At 52.6% G+C, this 14,057-nt stretch carries 14 protein-coding genes and 1 pseudogene; 11 read left to right on the top strand and 4 right to left on the bottom strand.

Features of this window, described 5'->3' with window-relative positions; translation table 11 throughout:
* Positions 1-99: 99 nt before the first annotated feature.
* The 4 genes from ACPEE1_RS09230 (at position 100) to ACPEE1_RS09215 (ending at position 2,484) form a co-directional block, all read left to right on the top strand.
* Positions 100-309, top strand: a complete 210-nt coding sequence (locus ACPEE1_RS09230; RefSeq protein ID WP_423936079.1) for a hypothetical protein — start codon at positions 100-102, stop codon at positions 307-309.
* Positions 290-598, top strand: a complete 309-nt coding sequence (locus ACPEE1_RS09225; protein WP_116924332.1) for a hypothetical protein — start codon at positions 290-292, stop codon at positions 596-598. Before ACPEE1_RS09230 ends, ACPEE1_RS09225 begins: the two co-directional genes overlap by 20 nt.
* Positions 599-879: 281 nt before the next feature.
* Positions 880-1,458 carry an IPTL-CTERM sorting domain-containing protein gene (locus tag ACPEE1_RS09220; RefSeq protein WP_423936077.1) on the top strand — a complete coding sequence of 193 codons (579 nt, stop codon included), beginning with the start codon at positions 880-882 and terminating at the stop codon, positions 1,456-1,458.
* Positions 1,459-1,623: 165 nt separating this feature from the next.
* Positions 1,624-2,484 carry a hypothetical protein gene (locus tag ACPEE1_RS09215; protein ID WP_232539385.1) on the top strand — a complete coding sequence of 287 codons (861 nt, stop codon included), beginning with the start codon at positions 1,624-1,626 and terminating at the stop codon, positions 2,482-2,484.
* Positions 2,485-2,543: 59 nt separating this feature from the next.
* Here ACPEE1_RS09215 and ACPEE1_RS09210 read toward each other — a convergent pair whose 3' ends face one another.
* Entirely contained in the window at positions 2,544-2,663 is a 120-nt protein-coding gene (locus ACPEE1_RS09210) for an IS3 family transposase (protein WP_423936424.1), read from the bottom strand.
* A 163-nt stretch (positions 2,664-2,826) separates the two neighbouring features.
* On the bottom strand, positions 2,827-3,927 hold the full coding sequence (locus tag ACPEE1_RS09205; RefSeq protein ID WP_182342437.1) for an acyltransferase family protein: 1,101 nt from the start codon (positions 3,925-3,927) through the stop codon (positions 2,827-2,829).
* 2 nt (positions 3,928-3,929) lie between these two features.
* Here ACPEE1_RS09205 and ACPEE1_RS09200 point away from each other — a divergent pair, with 2 nt between their 5' ends.
* From ACPEE1_RS09200 to ACPEE1_RS09180, 5 genes are all read left to right on the top strand, one after another.
* Positions 3,930-4,343 (top strand): hypothetical protein, encoded by a 414-nt coding sequence (locus ACPEE1_RS09200; RefSeq protein ID WP_423936075.1) that lies wholly within the window; start codon positions 3,930-3,932, stop codon positions 4,341-4,343.
* A 461-nt stretch (positions 4,344-4,804) separates the two neighbouring features.
* Positions 4,805-5,899: a hypothetical protein gene (locus tag ACPEE1_RS09195; protein ID WP_423936073.1), complete on the top strand. Its 1,095-nt coding sequence runs from the start codon at positions 4,805-4,807 to the stop codon at positions 5,897-5,899.
* Between the two features lie 396 nt (positions 5,900-6,295).
* The gene (locus ACPEE1_RS09190) at positions 6,296-6,538 is read left to right on the top strand and encodes a helix-turn-helix transcriptional regulator (protein ID WP_423936071.1); all 243 of its coding nucleotides are present in this window, start codon (positions 6,296-6,298) and stop codon (positions 6,536-6,538) included.
* Positions 6,539-6,548: 10 nt separating this feature from the next.
* Positions 6,549-8,099, top strand: coding sequence for a YfjI family protein (locus tag ACPEE1_RS09185; RefSeq protein ID WP_423936069.1), 1,551 nt, complete (start codon positions 6,549-6,551; stop codon positions 8,097-8,099).
* A 321-nt stretch (positions 8,100-8,420) separates the two neighbouring features.
* Complete coding sequence (locus ACPEE1_RS09180; protein ID WP_423936067.1) at positions 8,421-9,371, top strand: YagK/YfjJ domain-containing protein; 951 nt, start codon at positions 8,421-8,423, stop codon at positions 9,369-9,371.
* A gap of 310 nt (positions 9,372-9,681) precedes the next feature.
* Here ACPEE1_RS09180 and ACPEE1_RS09175 read toward each other — a convergent pair whose 3' ends face one another.
* Both ACPEE1_RS09175 and ACPEE1_RS09170 read right to left on the bottom strand, forming a co-directional pair.
* A complete protein-coding gene (locus tag ACPEE1_RS09175; protein ID WP_423936065.1) occupies positions 9,682-10,449 on the bottom strand; it encodes a DUF4145 domain-containing protein in 768 nt (255 codons plus the stop codon).
* Positions 10,450-10,647: 198 nt separating this feature from the next.
* Positions 10,648-11,809, bottom strand: a pseudogene (locus ACPEE1_RS09170) (IS30 family transposase).
* A gap of 212 nt (positions 11,810-12,021) precedes the next feature.
* Here ACPEE1_RS09170 and ACPEE1_RS09165 point away from each other — a divergent pair.
* Both ACPEE1_RS09165 and ACPEE1_RS09160 read left to right on the top strand, forming a co-directional pair.
* Positions 12,022-12,843: a hypothetical protein gene (locus ACPEE1_RS09165; protein ID WP_423936063.1), complete on the top strand. Its 822-nt coding sequence runs from the start codon at positions 12,022-12,024 to the stop codon at positions 12,841-12,843.
* 90 nt (positions 12,844-12,933) lie between these two features.
* Entirely contained in the window at positions 12,934-13,593 is a 660-nt protein-coding gene (locus ACPEE1_RS09160) for a DUF4145 domain-containing protein (protein WP_423936061.1), read from the top strand.
* Positions 13,594-14,057: the final 464 nt, after the last annotated feature.

Below are 14,057 nucleotides of genomic sequence, written 5' to 3'. Positions count from 1 at the left end.
GCAGCAGGGCGCAGTCACGGAGAACTCCCGAAGTCGATGTTTAGACAAAACCAAGGTGTTTTGCAAGGAGCTCCTGGCTGAAGAGATCCAATATGGGTCGTGGGCGGCGCCACCGAGCCTGCCTGCATTCTGCAAACCCTGGCCGTGACGCTGGCCGTGCAGGCACCGCGCATCACCACCGCGCAGACGCAGGACCTGAGCGGCATCGCAACGTCGGCGGCACCAGGCGGCAGCGCATCCACGCCCTTGCCTCCGGGCACCACCTTCACCTTGCAACTCTCCGGCCCTGATGGATTTAGCACCATTTAGCACCAGCCAGACCACCACCGTCATCGGCAGTGGTGGCGCATATTCACTGACTTGGCCGGCTGGCCTGGCGCCCGGCCACTACGAGGTCATTGCCCACCTCAGCGACCAGCCAGGCGTTCAATCGAGCGTGGGCAGCTTTACCGTGCAAGCGGTGGTCGTGCCGCCCCCTCCACCACCACCGCCCCTCACGCCACAGGCTGTGCCAGCGCTGGTGCCCTGGGCCACCATCGGCCTGGGAGCGCTGCTTGCACTGCTGGGCAGGCAGCGCCTGCGCCGCCGTACAGGCTGAGCCGATCCAAGGCCGCCTTCAGGCGGCTTGATTTATTTATCAAATGAATCATGACAACAATTAGCTGCATATCCATTTATTTTCGGAGGGGGCGCCTGCTACTCCACAAGCACAAGCACAGAGGTGCTTGGGGAGGGATGACAGCTAGCGAATGGCCTTTTCTCAATAAACTGAGATTTAGACAACGAAACAAAGAATTTTCTGAAAACCAGCAAATATATGGATTGCTATTAAAGTTACATGTTGTTAATTTCGTCTCCTTTTACACCGAGGGAGACACCATGAACAAACTTTTGGCATCCGCCGCGCTGGCGCTCAGTTCTCTGGCGTTCACTGCCGCCGCCCAAGCCGCGCCGCTGCAGTGGACCTTGAAGGACGTGACCTTTGACGATGGCGGCACGGCCACCGGCTCTTTTGTCTATGACGCCGACAGCGACACCTACAGCAACGTGCAGCTGAGCACCACGGCAGGCAGTGTCGGAGGCGCCTCAGACTTTCGCAGCAAATGTGTCACGCCCCACTGCATCAACGCCCTGCCGGAGCTTATCTTTGTCGCCTCCAGCAACCAGAGCGACTTGACCAATGTGACCTACCTCGACATTGAACCGTCGGCACCCCTCTCCAATACACCGGGTACCGTCGAGCTGGCGTTTGGCATGTCCACCACCTGCGGCAATGCAGCCTGCTCCACCAATGGCACCGGCTTGCGCGCGTTCTTCAGTGGCCAGCTCGTTGGGGTACCTTATATCGCTCCACCTGCTGCACCCACCAGCGTTCCGACGCTGAACCAATGGAGCCTGGCCGGACTCAGCATGCTATTGGCTGCATGGGCCTTGCTGTATCGCCGCTGCGCATCCTGATATAGGATCGTCCCTTATTCCCCGGATACCAAGCGTTCTGCACTGATCCTTTACCCAGCCCAGCCTGCGAGTAAGCCTCCACGGGTGCCTCAAGACAGTCCCTGACATTCAGGCAAGCAATATGTAAGGATAGGTTGATAGAATGTAAAGATTAACAACGGGGATATGATGATTTTCAAGAAAATTGCATTGGTTGGCGCCTTGCTCGGCACCGGTTTGGCACAGGCGTTTGCGCCTCAGACAGGCACCTGGATTGTGACCAGCGAAGTCAATGGCAAGCCAGGCCGTGGCTTGGCGATTGATGTGCAGGACAATACCTTGGTCATGCAAATGTATGCATACGATGCCAGTGGTAACGCTACGTTCTATATGACCAGCGGCACCTTGGCCAATGACAATTACGCAGCACCCCTCAACAAATACCGTGGCGGTCGTTATCTCGGTAGCGGCGAGCTGTCCGGCAAGGAAGATGGCAGTGCAGGCACTGTGTCGATGCGCTTTGTCTCGGGTACCAAAGGCTACATAACGCTTCCTGGCGAGGCAGAGAAAGAGATTTCGCGTTTTAACTTTGCTTACGGCAATGATCCCCAAGGCCTCAAAGGCATATGGCTGTTCAGTCCCCTCAATTCACTGACGCCAACGGCAGACTTTTTCAGGCTCGAAAAGGCGCAACCAGCGACGCAGTATGGCAATGGCCTCATGGCCAGCTCAGATGGCAGCTTTGGCTGCGAACACCAAGTCACCGGTAATGCCGCCGGAACCGTACTCTGTGTCAAGGTGAACTCGGCAGGTAAAGTTCTGCGCGGCTACCAATTCATCTATAGCGTGAATGACGGAGAAGGCAATTTGCTCAATAGCCTTGGCCAGGCTACGTCGATTGCCGCCATGCGCCGTTTGGCAAACCGCACAGACACCGGCACAGGGATTTTCCTGAAATCCGAGTCGAGTGAAGAAGCTGCAGCAGCTGTGGTAAGCCCAGACCAACTGCGCCTGGCCATCGAAAGCGTGGCAGCACAAGTGGAATAAGCGACAGCGCTCTCAGACCCCACTTTTCAACTGCCTCCAAGAAGTTGGACAGTTGAATCTTAAAGGCTCGAGGCCTGGGTTCGGTACTCTATCGGACCCAGGCCTTTTAGTTTGAGCTTCAAACGGATGAGGTTGTCGTTGTGAATGCTGTCTTGTAGCCCTTTAGACAGTTGAACGATGCCCCCAAACCTGCCAAACCATAGGAACCTCGGCTTGCGTGTTCCCAGTTTGGCGCTCTCATCTTATTTCGCCTTGGAAAAAACCCCATGGCTTGAACTGGTGTCCACCTTCAGAGGTGCAGTTCCTCCCGCGGTTTTTAGTATCCGCGTTGCCGCGTCCGTTTCAAGAAACACTAGAGATCGATTTGCGCCTGAATCCCAGCGAGAACTCCTTCTTGCTCCATGTCTTGAACAGCGCCAATGCGGGCTCCTCGACAAGCTTCCACGACACCAGTGCCACTATCCAGGTCAGGGGGATGGCCACCGCCGTCATCTGCAGCGGCGTAGCGGCAGGGTAGAACTTGGCGATCAACTGCTGTATCGGCCAGCCATACAAGTAGGTGCCATAGGAGATATCCAACATCCAGGGCGGTGAAGGCAGGCGTGGAACATATGCCAGCCAGAATATGAAATAGACAAGCGCGACGGAAAAAACCCACTCATAGTGAACCGTGTGCCGGCATACCCAGGCCACCAGTGCCAATAGCGCCACGATGGAGAGGTGCAGTGGAATACGAGTTTTGTGAATGTAGAACAGCGCGCCACAAGCAAAAAACAAGGCCAGCCGGGCGGCTTCCTGCAAGGGAACAGATTGGAGCTGTGCGGACTGGTAGGTCCAGATAGCAAATCCCGCAATCAACGCGCTCGTCAGCCAGCGCCAGGAAAAAATACCCAAGACCCCCAGCACCCCCATATAGAGGTACATAGTCCCTTCAATGGGCAAAGTCCAAAGCGAGCCATTGACAGCGGGGCTGTAACGGTTCCCCTCAAAAACTCCGGGGAGCAGCCACTGTATTTCCGCCAGGGATGCGTTGGACCACACATACGTCCACGTCAGCGGAGATGACCAATAATCGGCCTGCGATTGCACGGTGACAAGGGGGCCCAGCACGAGCGCACAGACAAGTACGCAGACCCATAAGCCAGGAAACAAGCGAACAGCACGCGCCAGGGCGAACCGCACGATGGACTTGCTTCTGTCCAAGCTGCCGGCGACCAGAAAACCGCTGATCAGAAAAAATACCGCTACCGCGACATCGCCTGAATAGCGGTAGTTCAGGTACTGGGTAAAAAAATCGCGCTGAGCGCTGCCCAATGCCGCAAGGGCAAAGCCATGCCCGTAGATGACGAGGGTTGCTGCCACCAGGCGTATCAGCAGAAAATTATCCCTGCGCCCCTCTGCGCCGCCTGCCACCTCCAGGTAGTGTCCAATGGTGTATTTCATAAATGCTTATCGTTCGCCCCATGGCGGTCGTCCTCGATTGGCGTAGTTTTTACAACACCACGGACCTGCTGAACCTTGGCTCAGCCCGATTGCGTGGATCGACTGCAGCACACGCTGTACGCTTTCCGGGATCCGTCGCCCTACGCATCATCAAAAAAAGCGGGCTGGGACCACCATGCCGATGGCAGGTGAGGCGCAATGAACGCGCCGCTGGCACCAATGACAAAGCGGATGCACGCGTCAATGGCAAACAGGAGGGCCCACCGATCCATCAACCATGGGATGCCGCTGGCGACAAAGCGCAACTATGCCATGTTTACACGGCCTTTACAGGCTTTTTCGTCACGAATGCGCTCAAGCCCACCGTGCCCTGCGAACAACAGACACCCCAAAATAGCGGACTCTGCTTTGCATAAAAAAAGCGCCCACTGAAAAACCAGTGAGCGCCTTTTTGGCTTGTATGGTGGGCTGGCGTCAATTGAATCTACCTCTAAAGTCATCATAAATCCTAGATTTCTCTCCTTTCTTACAGGCCTATGTTCCCCGGTTTGTTCCCCGGTCTACCGGCCCCTAAACCAGACAAGCCTTTGCGCACAGATTTGCAGAAATACAACGCCTGAACAAGTAACGCTTCTAGTACCAGATTCCAATGATCGTTGACTTACGACAACTCGCTTGGTTGCAGCATCCTATTCAGAAGGCAAGAAGAAGCCACACGATCACGTCACCCTTTCACGAATTAGCCCCGGGCTCATCTTCTATGCCTTAGAAGCCGGCAACAGCCCAACACAGGTCATGGCATGATGGATGCACCTGCAGATGCGACCGGTCGCAAACTACCTTCTACAGTTCCGAGTGCGCCTTTGATCTTCATTTCATGAGCCTTGCGAATCAATTCACAAAACTAGAAGCTCTTGCCCAAGAGCTAGAAAACTCAGCGACTCAACTGTTGGACTTTGCCCTCAAAAATGGCATTACCCCCGTGGTGGCCATTGAACCCAACTGGCGAATAGGACTGGTGTGCTTTTCTGCGCTTTCCAACGGAGACGAACTCTCCAGCCTTTTACTGCCTAAAACAAAGATCTACCCAGTCGAAGATGTGGAGTGTATCCAACTAAGCCACAATGACTACACAAAATTGCGAGATGATGGAAGTATCCAGATCAAAGTCTTCGATATTATTCATTTAGGGGGAATCGGCAAAAAAACCTGGGATATACAGACAGCTCGTCAAAGGCAAAAAGCACATGGCTTAGATCAGTGGCAAACCGAATCGGTTGGCAATCCCCTCGTACCTCCTGTTTTGTTCCCTTGTTTTACCGTTATCGACAGCGAAGGTGCTCGATGGGATGACCTGACCATTGAAAATTTTCGACGTCACGCTGGCATTCTTGTTCGACTTGGCAACCTACGTTTGCAACCAGCCGATGAAGCCAGGCTCCGTCATCTGCTGAGTCAACCAGCACCCAAAAACGCACCCGCACAAATGCCCATCACCGGAGATCACATATCTCCTCAGCTAGGTCAATTGCTTCAAGTTTTCAATGAATTGCAAATCTTGATTGAAGAGAGACGGCAAGAGAATTCTCCCTTGCATTCGGATGAGGTCAAGACGTGGCTGCATACACAGCTTGAGGCCAAAAATTCAACTGACTGGAAAAGTTCGAAACTGCGTGATGTCGCAATCAAGCTGATATACCCGCCCCAGGATGGTCAGAGGACCAAAAAGCGCAAGGCTTATAAAGATGGGCTGCCTGTCGTCTTGGATCACCTTGTCAAACAACTGCAGGAAGATCTTTCCCACGTTAGGCAGTTCAGGACTAGCAGCAATTATGAGAGCTGGCTTGTCAAGCTACAGATCAAGGGATCTCCAGTCGCTGGCAAAACTGGCCAATTGATTACAGAGACTGACGCAAAGTCCATCTCCACCATCATTCGCCTGACGCCGTCTCGGCGAGGCGGCCGCAGGTAAAGCCAGGTAGGCTCCCTCCCCGAACGTCTTCTCCTCAATGGGTTAGTTCAAGTCATTGATAGACCCGCTCTAGCCGCCTCAACACGCCCCCAACTGACAGCCAGATTGCTTGTTTGGCGCAGCTCCTCTTATGCCAAAAACCGCGTTTTGGGGATCGGTTGTAGCCGCTTTTGCGTGGCGACGTAGCCAAAGTAGCCAGTAACCCAAGGGATTCGCCAGACAAAACCTTCTAGTGTTTGCCTGTTTTCGTCATTGCACAAACCCAGCAAAAGGTCGCGTAGGGTCAATAACTTATCGATGACGCGCTCTCAGCAACATAGCCGACAAGCAAACAGCGCAGTCGACTGGCAATTGGAGCCCCAGCAGCATGAAGTCCTTTTTAACGAAAGGACTTCAATGTCAAATCCAAATCGCACCGAATTTGCGCCCAATGCGGCGTGCCGCTTGAAGGACGTCATCCGCATCACGGGTCTGAGCCGCTCCACTATCTATGGTCGTCTCAACAAAACTAGTTCGCAGTACGACCCAACCTTCCCCAAGCCCTTCCCTCTCTACGGTGGCACGCAACTCCGTGGTGCCAAGGGCTGGCGTCTGCATGACATCGACGCCTGGCTGAATGCCCGGTCGGCAAAGCAGTAAGGAGTTGGCGATGTTCAATAACTCGCCTTCCGTCACGGACAACTACCCCGCGCACCACTTGCCACCACTGCTTTTGGACGCGGTGAACGATGTGCGCCGCCTGACCCAAGCCTCTACTCCCTTGATCGCAGCCTCTGCGCTTTGCGCCCTGGCAACAGCATGCCAGGGCTTAGCTGATGTGAAACGCCCTAGCCTTCCCGGGGTCACGCCAATCTCCCTGTACTTTCTCACTCTCGCCGACTCGGGAGAGCGCAAGACTGCTGCCGATGGATTCTTTTTCGAGCCCATCCGGCGCTTGGAAAAAACCATGCGACAGCAGTACACCGAGGGTTCGGTCAATTTCGAATTGGATGAAAAAATCCGGCTCGCAAAAGTCCGAGGCTTGACACAGCGGCTGGAAAAAAATGCTAAGGCTGGCCGTGACAACACAGCCACAGAAGAAGAATTGGGCCAGCTCATGCGAGCTGCTCCCATGCTCCCCGCCCGTATGCGCTTCATGCTGTCAGACATCACCCCTGCAGCATTGATCTCGGAGCTGAGCCTCAATCCCTGCACGGCAGTTCTCCATTCGAACGAAGCGGCTGATTTGATCAAAGGCCGCACCATGAGCAACCTTCCCATGTTTAACAGAGCCTGGGATGGTCAAACACTCGACATGGACCGCAAAGACCAGGCCGATAGTCAATGGGTCGAAGGCGCGCGCCTGAGCACGGGCCTTGCTGTGCAGCCCCATGTGTTGGAATTCCTCTGCGGCAAGGGCGGCAACTACGCACGCGAGGTCGGCTATCTTGCTCGCACCCTCGTCGCCTTCCCCAAATCCACGGCAGGTCAGCGGTTTGTCAACGGGAGTGATAACAGCGATTCGTTGCCATCAGGCATTTTGACTTTCCAATCCCAAGTTCATCAGCTTCTACTGAAAGCCGTTGAGCGCCATCGCAATGGCGAGGCCCGGCGTGTTCTGACTTTTGAGCCGCAGGCAAAGCACCGTTGGGTGACTTTCCTCAATCAAATCGAGAAGCTCCTTGATCCGCAATTCGGTCGCCTGTCACCCATCAAGGACTTTGCCTCCAAAGCAGCGGAACACGCAGCGCGCATGGCAGCCATTTTCGAAATGGCACAAGGCGATGCACAAACCATTTCGGAAGACTCCGTACAGCGAGCCATTGCCATCATCGTATGGTATCTGGAGGAGTTTGATCGCTTGTTTGCAAAGTCCCCCGAGGAAAAGAACATCGAAAAGCATGCCGAGAAGATTCTGGCATGGATGCATAGCAAGAGCCCTCTCACCGGATTCGGCACCCGGAGAACCTTCACCCGTCGTGAAATTCAACAATCCGGCCCTCGCCCTCGTGACCCCGAATCTGTCAGCCTGGTATTGCAGTACCTTTTGACTCATGGACATATCCAGTTAGTTTTCGGCAGCGATAAAGAATTTCAATTAAGCAACACCAACCATACCTTGTCTAACTTGGAAAGCGTAAATTTCTCCAATGAATTTACCGAGAACCGAGGTCTCCTTAGCTCTGACACTACTGGCACCTTCAAACGCTCTCCCATTTAGCGATTTAACTTATTCAACCAACTTATACAACCAACACAACTAAACCAACAGAAAACTGGTCACTTATCACTCTATTTAATACAAACCAGACATGGAGTGTATATTATTGAAATTAATATATTTAAAAGGTATATTAATCAATAGTCAGCATAGGCACCTATCAATATACACCTCCTTAGAGTGATAAAGCACTATTCAACAAGCCAACAACTACATATCAACCAATCATCGCGAACAATACAAAGCCGCACACTATTCAGAATGATCCAAATGCAAGACTCGCATACTCATCTTTCAGCACTCATTCAGGTGAGAACTTGCATGAAAGGGATCCACCATGAAATGAAGAGCACGAAGTGGAAAAAGGCTCTCACCAAGAAGAGCCTTCAAAAGCAACTTGCTCAAGTGTGTGGCTTGATGTCGCCTTATGCCTTCGCGCAAGTCCTGCGCAAGCTGATCGAGAGCAAGGATCCTTGGCTTTGGTTGGCAGGCCATTGTTTTGTTGGCATTGACCCTTCCAACCATGAAGGGCAATTCAATGCAATTTTTAATGATGATCAACATCCAGACAACTACATCGATCAGGCTAAATTCCTTGAGAGCCTGGATCAATGGGTGAAATCATCTGCTTTTCAGAAGATCTATAAGAATTATGTTCGCCAGGAGCAACAACTGGCGCATTCTCTGTTCGAGTACATCAAAGACCTGAACAAGATTTACTCCAAGCTGATGGTCATTCGAATCGACCTCTCCTACGGAGAGATTTATACCGATGACTGGGAGTCAGAGCTCAGAGTGTTGAATGATTGGGATTTATTCCATACTTATACAGCCAATAGCTTCAAGGACAGTTTTATTGGCTACGCATCCAAGTTTGAGTACGGAGCTGACAAGGGCATCCACATTCACACGCTTCTGTTCTTTGATGGCTCTGCCGTTCGCCAGGATGTGACGATAGCCAAGCATTTGGGTGAACACTGGAAGAACACTATCACCCAGGGGGCGGGAATCTACTTCAATGCGAACACGTTGGAGTACAAGGTGCGTATGAAGCACTGTGCGGTGGGTGTTTTCAAGAGGAATGATGCGGATTTCCTGGTAGGAGCCAAGGAGATCGCCAAGTATTTCGCGAAGAAGGATCCCATCGTGCGGCTAGCGGTGCCTGGATTGACACAGACATTGCGCAGGTCGTCACTCACACTCCAGCAGAAGGTGATGCTGGAGAAGCGACTTGCCAGCGAGAAACGAGACGCCATGACGTCGTCTGGGTAGACACTATCCATCCTAAGGATACTAGGGTTCAATCAATGCCGGCTTTGCAGCGACTGCTGCCCTTCGGTCGCAGCAGTTGGCCGTATCTTGTAGGTCTCCATCCGGTCATTGCACCATCCGCTCAACGACTGGACGAACGCCCGGTCCGAGAAGTGCAACAGTCATTCGTTGCAATGTGACAGCCTTCGGGATTTGATCCCACAGATTACTGCTGCCGACAACGGTGGGCTCACGCTACCGACCCAGAGCAGACATCCACGAACGTATGAATTAAACCGTACCGCATAGCGACGTCGGCTGGAATGAATTGTTATACGTCACCCTTTGGCCCTTTCTTTTTGTTAATTAACTTGGCCAATGCCTTTGCTTTCTTAGCCTTCTGCGTGTAAAGCTCTTGTAGAACATGATCTATCAGCTCATATGCGTCCATCACGTCATCGATCGTTACCGGGCTATCTGCATGACTTCCTGCATTACCGAGCCATTTGATCGCAAGTAACAAATCCGCGAGTTCAGAATATTTTTCCGGCAATAGACTTATTCGCGAGTGCAAGTTTAGAAAAATTCTTTTCCCATTTTTTGTATTGAAGCGCTTTACCCCAAGCTCTGTTAATAGAGCCTCAAGTGCAATTCGGACGTTGTTAGATGCCGCTGGAGGGCTACTAAAGAACAACCGAAAAGACTCTGATAGAGGCTCAGACACTGACTTTGGGCAACCGTTAGGTAGATCAATTAGATACAGCGGCGGCTCGAAATACTTCGGACGGAAATAATCTCCCCATGTTTGCTCTGGCTCTCCGTCATCACCAATTTCGAAGTCTATGCCCACTCCACCCGTTCCCGAGTTGGCAACGCACTCACTGCAGCTTTCGTTCGTGCATCGGAGAAGTCCGCTGTACACGTATTCGATCCAATCCGGATCCCAAGCTTCATGGTTGTGGGCATCCTTTGAATCCTTTCGCTCTTCAGCATGAAATTGCCCTTCAACAAAGCGAAGCAGGCCTTTCTTGCATCGAGGGCAGTGCCAATCTGGCGTGTTCTCACGCGTGAAAGGGATTTTGAGGGCTCGACGATCCATTAAATTTCCTTTGATGCATAACTAGATTTAAACGACAGGAAAATAGGCTTGTTGTTCTTATAGAAATGAGTCTATTCCCAATTTTGAGAGTGAGCAATCACAAGTGAAAATTTTAGGAAAACCTAAAAATTTCGAGTTTGGAGCTTATTGTAAGTAGCCCAAAGACCAATGATGGAACGACTGCTTCTGGTCGTGGGTTCAACCGGTCGATGCAACGCATTCGTTAAACATCTCAGCCAGGGTTTTGTACCCTAGGGTCTTCCTGGGCCGCTCATTCAATTTTCTCGTAATCGCATCCAGTTCATCTTGCGAGTAGCGTGAGATGTCAATGCCTTTGGGAAGGTACTGTCTCAGTAGGCCATTGGTGTTCTCGTTCGTTCCGCGCTGCCAGGGGTTTTGCGGATCGCAGAAGTAGACCTGGATATCGGTGGCCGCCGTGAATCGCTTGTGCCCCGCCATTTCCGATCCCCGGTCCCAGGTCAAGGAACGATAGAGCTCTTGCGGCAAGGTCTGTGCATGCCTGACCAGCGCCGCAGCAACGGTGTAGGAGTCTTTGTCCACCAACTTGACCAGCATCACGTAGCGCGTCTGACGCTCCACCAGCGTCGCAAGCTGGCGGTAGGCATCGCCGAACAACAGGTCGCCCTCCCAATGTCCTGGCACAGCCCAATCCTCGATGCGGGCTGGCCGCTCGCTGATGGGTACGGCATCGACGATCCGTCCATGGATGGGGGTCTTCTGTGTGTAGTGGCGTGAGCGACGCATCCCCCTGTTGCGCCGCAAGTGCTCCAGCAGTTCTTTCTTCAAAGCCCCGCGGGTTTGGACCAATAACGTGCGGTAGATGGCTTCGTGAGACACCTGCAAATCCTTGTCGTCCGGGTAAGTTCGTTTGAGCCATCCGGCTATTTGCTCGGGTGACCACTGGCTCTGCAATTTAACCGCCACGATGTGAGCCAGCGCTGGGTTGCTGGCCAACTTGCACGTCTTTGGGCGGCATGCCCGCTTCCAGGTTGCCTCATCGGCATTCGCCGCCCGGTAGCACGTCTTGCCCGCCATTGCGCAGGAGTTCACGGCTGATGGTGGACGCTGCGCGTTTCAACCGCCTAGCTACACAGCGGATGGATTCACCGGCGGCCAGGCTGCGCGATATCTCCTCGCGCTCGGCCAGAGACAGGGCCAAGCGCGCGCGCCGTCTTGCAGGCGGCCGGATGCCGCCCATTGCACTCAGAATGGTGTGAATGGAAGTGTGCGGTCGGTCAAACAGCTTGCCGATCTCGTGCAAGGCATCGCCCGCTTTCCAGCGATCCCACATCAGGGCCTTCTGCGCTTCGGTGTAGTAAATCCACGGTCTTTGCTTCATGCCAACACTCCTTCCGCCAGAGGCGGTCATTGCGTTGCGTCGACCTGTTGAATCCACAGTCAAGAGCAGTCACTCGGGTGTGGACTTGAAATTGTTAGGTTTGCCTAAAAATCTATCGTTTACTTGGTTACTATCATTGCTGTGACAAATTCTTGTTATTCGAGCGACAACAGCGTTTGGTTTGTCGTCTAAATATAGTAGGCATCAACATCATGCGCATGGGAAGAGTCTTGCTTTTGGTCAGCTTGGCGCACTTTGTGGCGATGGCCGGGTACGCCTTCGAAGGTGAGACCGAGTGCACGAGTGCCACATCCAAGAAGATCACAACTCCGCGGTCAAAAGCCACTGAGCCATCGGTAGGCGAGATCACTGTTTATTGCGGATCTCAAACCACAACACAAGCAGTTCCGTTCGAATCGAAAGACAAGCACCCAAAGGACGATCTCGAAACACCGATCTCTTGGGCAAAATTGCTGGACGCATTGTTCCAACTGCTTACCAGTTTTGCTTGGCCTTTGGCTGCGATTTGGATTTCCTACGTCTTCCGCGCCGAGCTTCGCTCTCTTTTAGGGCGAATGTCCACTTTCAAATATAAAGAAATGGAAGCAAAGTTCGAGCGAGACATTGCTATTGCTAAAGTTCAATCGCGTCGTCTAGAACCCCAAAAAACCAAGATTTGGAATGATGCGACGCTTAGCGGGGTATTAACAACTTACGAATTGTTCCAGCGAATAGCTGCAACCTCTCCAAGAGCCGCAATCATCGAGTATTGGATAGACCTTGAAGCTGCCATATTGGCTGCGGCGAACAAAGCACAGATCGAGGAACGTTCAGCAACCAAGAGAGTCGCTGCGCTCATTGGGGCTGGACATATTGAGGCAGATGCCATGCCATTGTTCTTGAAGCTGAGGGATATTCGAAACCAAGCAACTCACCTTTCAGAATTCAGTATTTCTGTCGAAGATGCTCTGGCCTATTTGGACAGCGTTTTACGGCTTGGAAACGAGTTTAGGCACTATGCGGTTGATGCCTAACCCTACAGTCGAGCGAACCTGCCCCAAAAGCCTCCCAGGTCACTCACTTCCATTTCTGGAGGCGGCTTAATTCAGGTGCTAACTGACCATATGAGCGATTTATACAAACAACGTTTTTCTGAAGTGCATGCACAAATGGAGTCGCTCCTCGCAACTCAGAAGAATGTTTACAACGAATTTCTCGGCCGCAACCAAATCGAGATAGAGAGCACTGCCTTGCTCGAATGGAAGATTAAGGCAAAGAATTTGCTTAATAAGGCTTGCGGGGTGGAGTCGGAGCACTATCAGGCCTTTGAAAAGAACGAGAGTTCAGGCCTCTACGAAAGTAACCTTGACACTCTTCAGCGGCTAAAAGCCATCTTTATGGCCGCGCGTGAAGACTACGAAGGAGGCTATCTCAGATCTACGAAGTCATTGATTCAAGCGGAAGTCTTTGATTCCGAATTGGAACAAGCACAAGCTTTACTCGATGCTGGCTACAAATCACCTTCTGCAGTAGTTGCTGGTGTTGTCTTAGAAACCTCACTACGCGAGCTGTGCGATCGACATAGCATCCCGCACGGCAAGCTTGACAAAATGAATGCCGACCTTGCAAAAGAAGGTGTGTTCAACAAGCTTCAACAGAAGCGCATCACGGCCATCGCAGACGTTCGAAATTCAGCAGCACACGGCAAACCCGATGATTTTAGCGAGGCCGACGTGAGTGACATGATTCGCGACATAACTCGCTTTGTTGCTGAGCACCTGTGAAATGCGTTGTTCAAAATGCAAGGGCAACGTCACCTCTACGCACCACAGCCTCGTGACTGGTCGTTCAACAGGGATGTCAATGCTTCGACTCGGATAAGCTAACCATTAGATGGAGCGGTCGCCGTCGCCGCTCCTGCGCTGCTCACCGTAATTTGAATGTCTTCTTTGGGTCGACATAAGCCTGTTGCTGCGCGCGGAAGCAGTCATTCGAGCCAGTACTCGACGAGTCGCGTAGTCGAGTTGCCGGTTTCAAGGGTGAAGCGGCCATTCAGGACAGGCGGCGCTTAACGACTGGTGTTGGCGGTTGCTGCCCTTCAGGCACTGGTCCGCGAGCGGCTCAGATCAGCCTGAAGCAGGCTATCGAACACTCACTTCGGCTCTGCAGCGGTTGCTGCCGCTCGCATGCGAGGCTCGAGCGGAAGCTATGAGGCTGGCAGCAGACAGCTGGCCTGGCACCTTTGCGC

The sequence above is a fragment of the Comamonas sp. 23 genome (assembly GCF_049601575.1).
GTDB lineage: Bacteria > Pseudomonadota > Gammaproteobacteria > Burkholderiales > Burkholderiaceae_C > Comamonas > Comamonas squillarum.
This window is presented reverse-complemented; position numbering and strand designations above follow the sequence as displayed.

Excerpts from the sequence above, each read along its gene's own strand:
- ACPEE1_RS09215 (WP_232539385.1), top strand. The coding sequence starts at position 1,624 with ATGATGATTTTCAAGAAAATTGCATTGGTTGGCGCCTTGCTCGGCACC.
- ACPEE1_RS09195 (WP_423936073.1), top strand. The coding sequence starts at position 4,805 with ATGAGCCTTGCGAATCAATTCACAAAACTAGAAGCTCTTGCCCAAGAG.
- ACPEE1_RS09185 (WP_423936069.1), top strand. The coding sequence starts at position 6,549 with ATGTTCAATAACTCGCCTTCCGTCACGGACAACTACCCCGCGCACCAC.
- ACPEE1_RS09165 (WP_423936063.1), top strand. The coding sequence starts at position 12,022 with ATGCGCATGGGAAGAGTCTTGCTTTTGGTCAGCTTGGCGCACTTTGTG.
- ACPEE1_RS09205 (WP_182342437.1), bottom strand. The coding sequence starts at position 3,927 with ATGAAATACACCATTGGACACTACCTGGAGGTGGCAGGCGGCGCAGAG.
- ACPEE1_RS09225 (WP_116924332.1), top strand. The coding sequence starts at position 290 with ATGGATTTAGCACCATTTAGCACCAGCCAGACCACCACCGTCATCGGC.
- ACPEE1_RS09175 (WP_423936065.1), bottom strand. The coding sequence starts at position 10,449 with ATGGATCGTCGAGCCCTCAAAATCCCTTTCACGCGTGAGAACACGCCA.
- ACPEE1_RS09180 (WP_423936067.1), top strand. The coding sequence starts at position 8,421 with ATGAAAGGGATCCACCATGAAATGAAGAGCACGAAGTGGAAAAAGGCT.
- ACPEE1_RS09190 (WP_423936071.1), top strand. The coding sequence starts at position 6,296 with ATGTCAAATCCAAATCGCACCGAATTTGCGCCCAATGCGGCGTGCCGC.
- ACPEE1_RS09200 (WP_423936075.1), top strand. The coding sequence starts at position 3,930 with ATGCTTATCGTTCGCCCCATGGCGGTCGTCCTCGATTGGCGTAGTTTT.
- ACPEE1_RS09160 (WP_423936061.1), top strand. The coding sequence starts at position 12,934 with ATGAGCGATTTATACAAACAACGTTTTTCTGAAGTGCATGCACAAATG.
- ACPEE1_RS09220 (WP_423936077.1), top strand. The coding sequence starts at position 880 with ATGAACAAACTTTTGGCATCCGCCGCGCTGGCGCTCAGTTCTCTGGCG.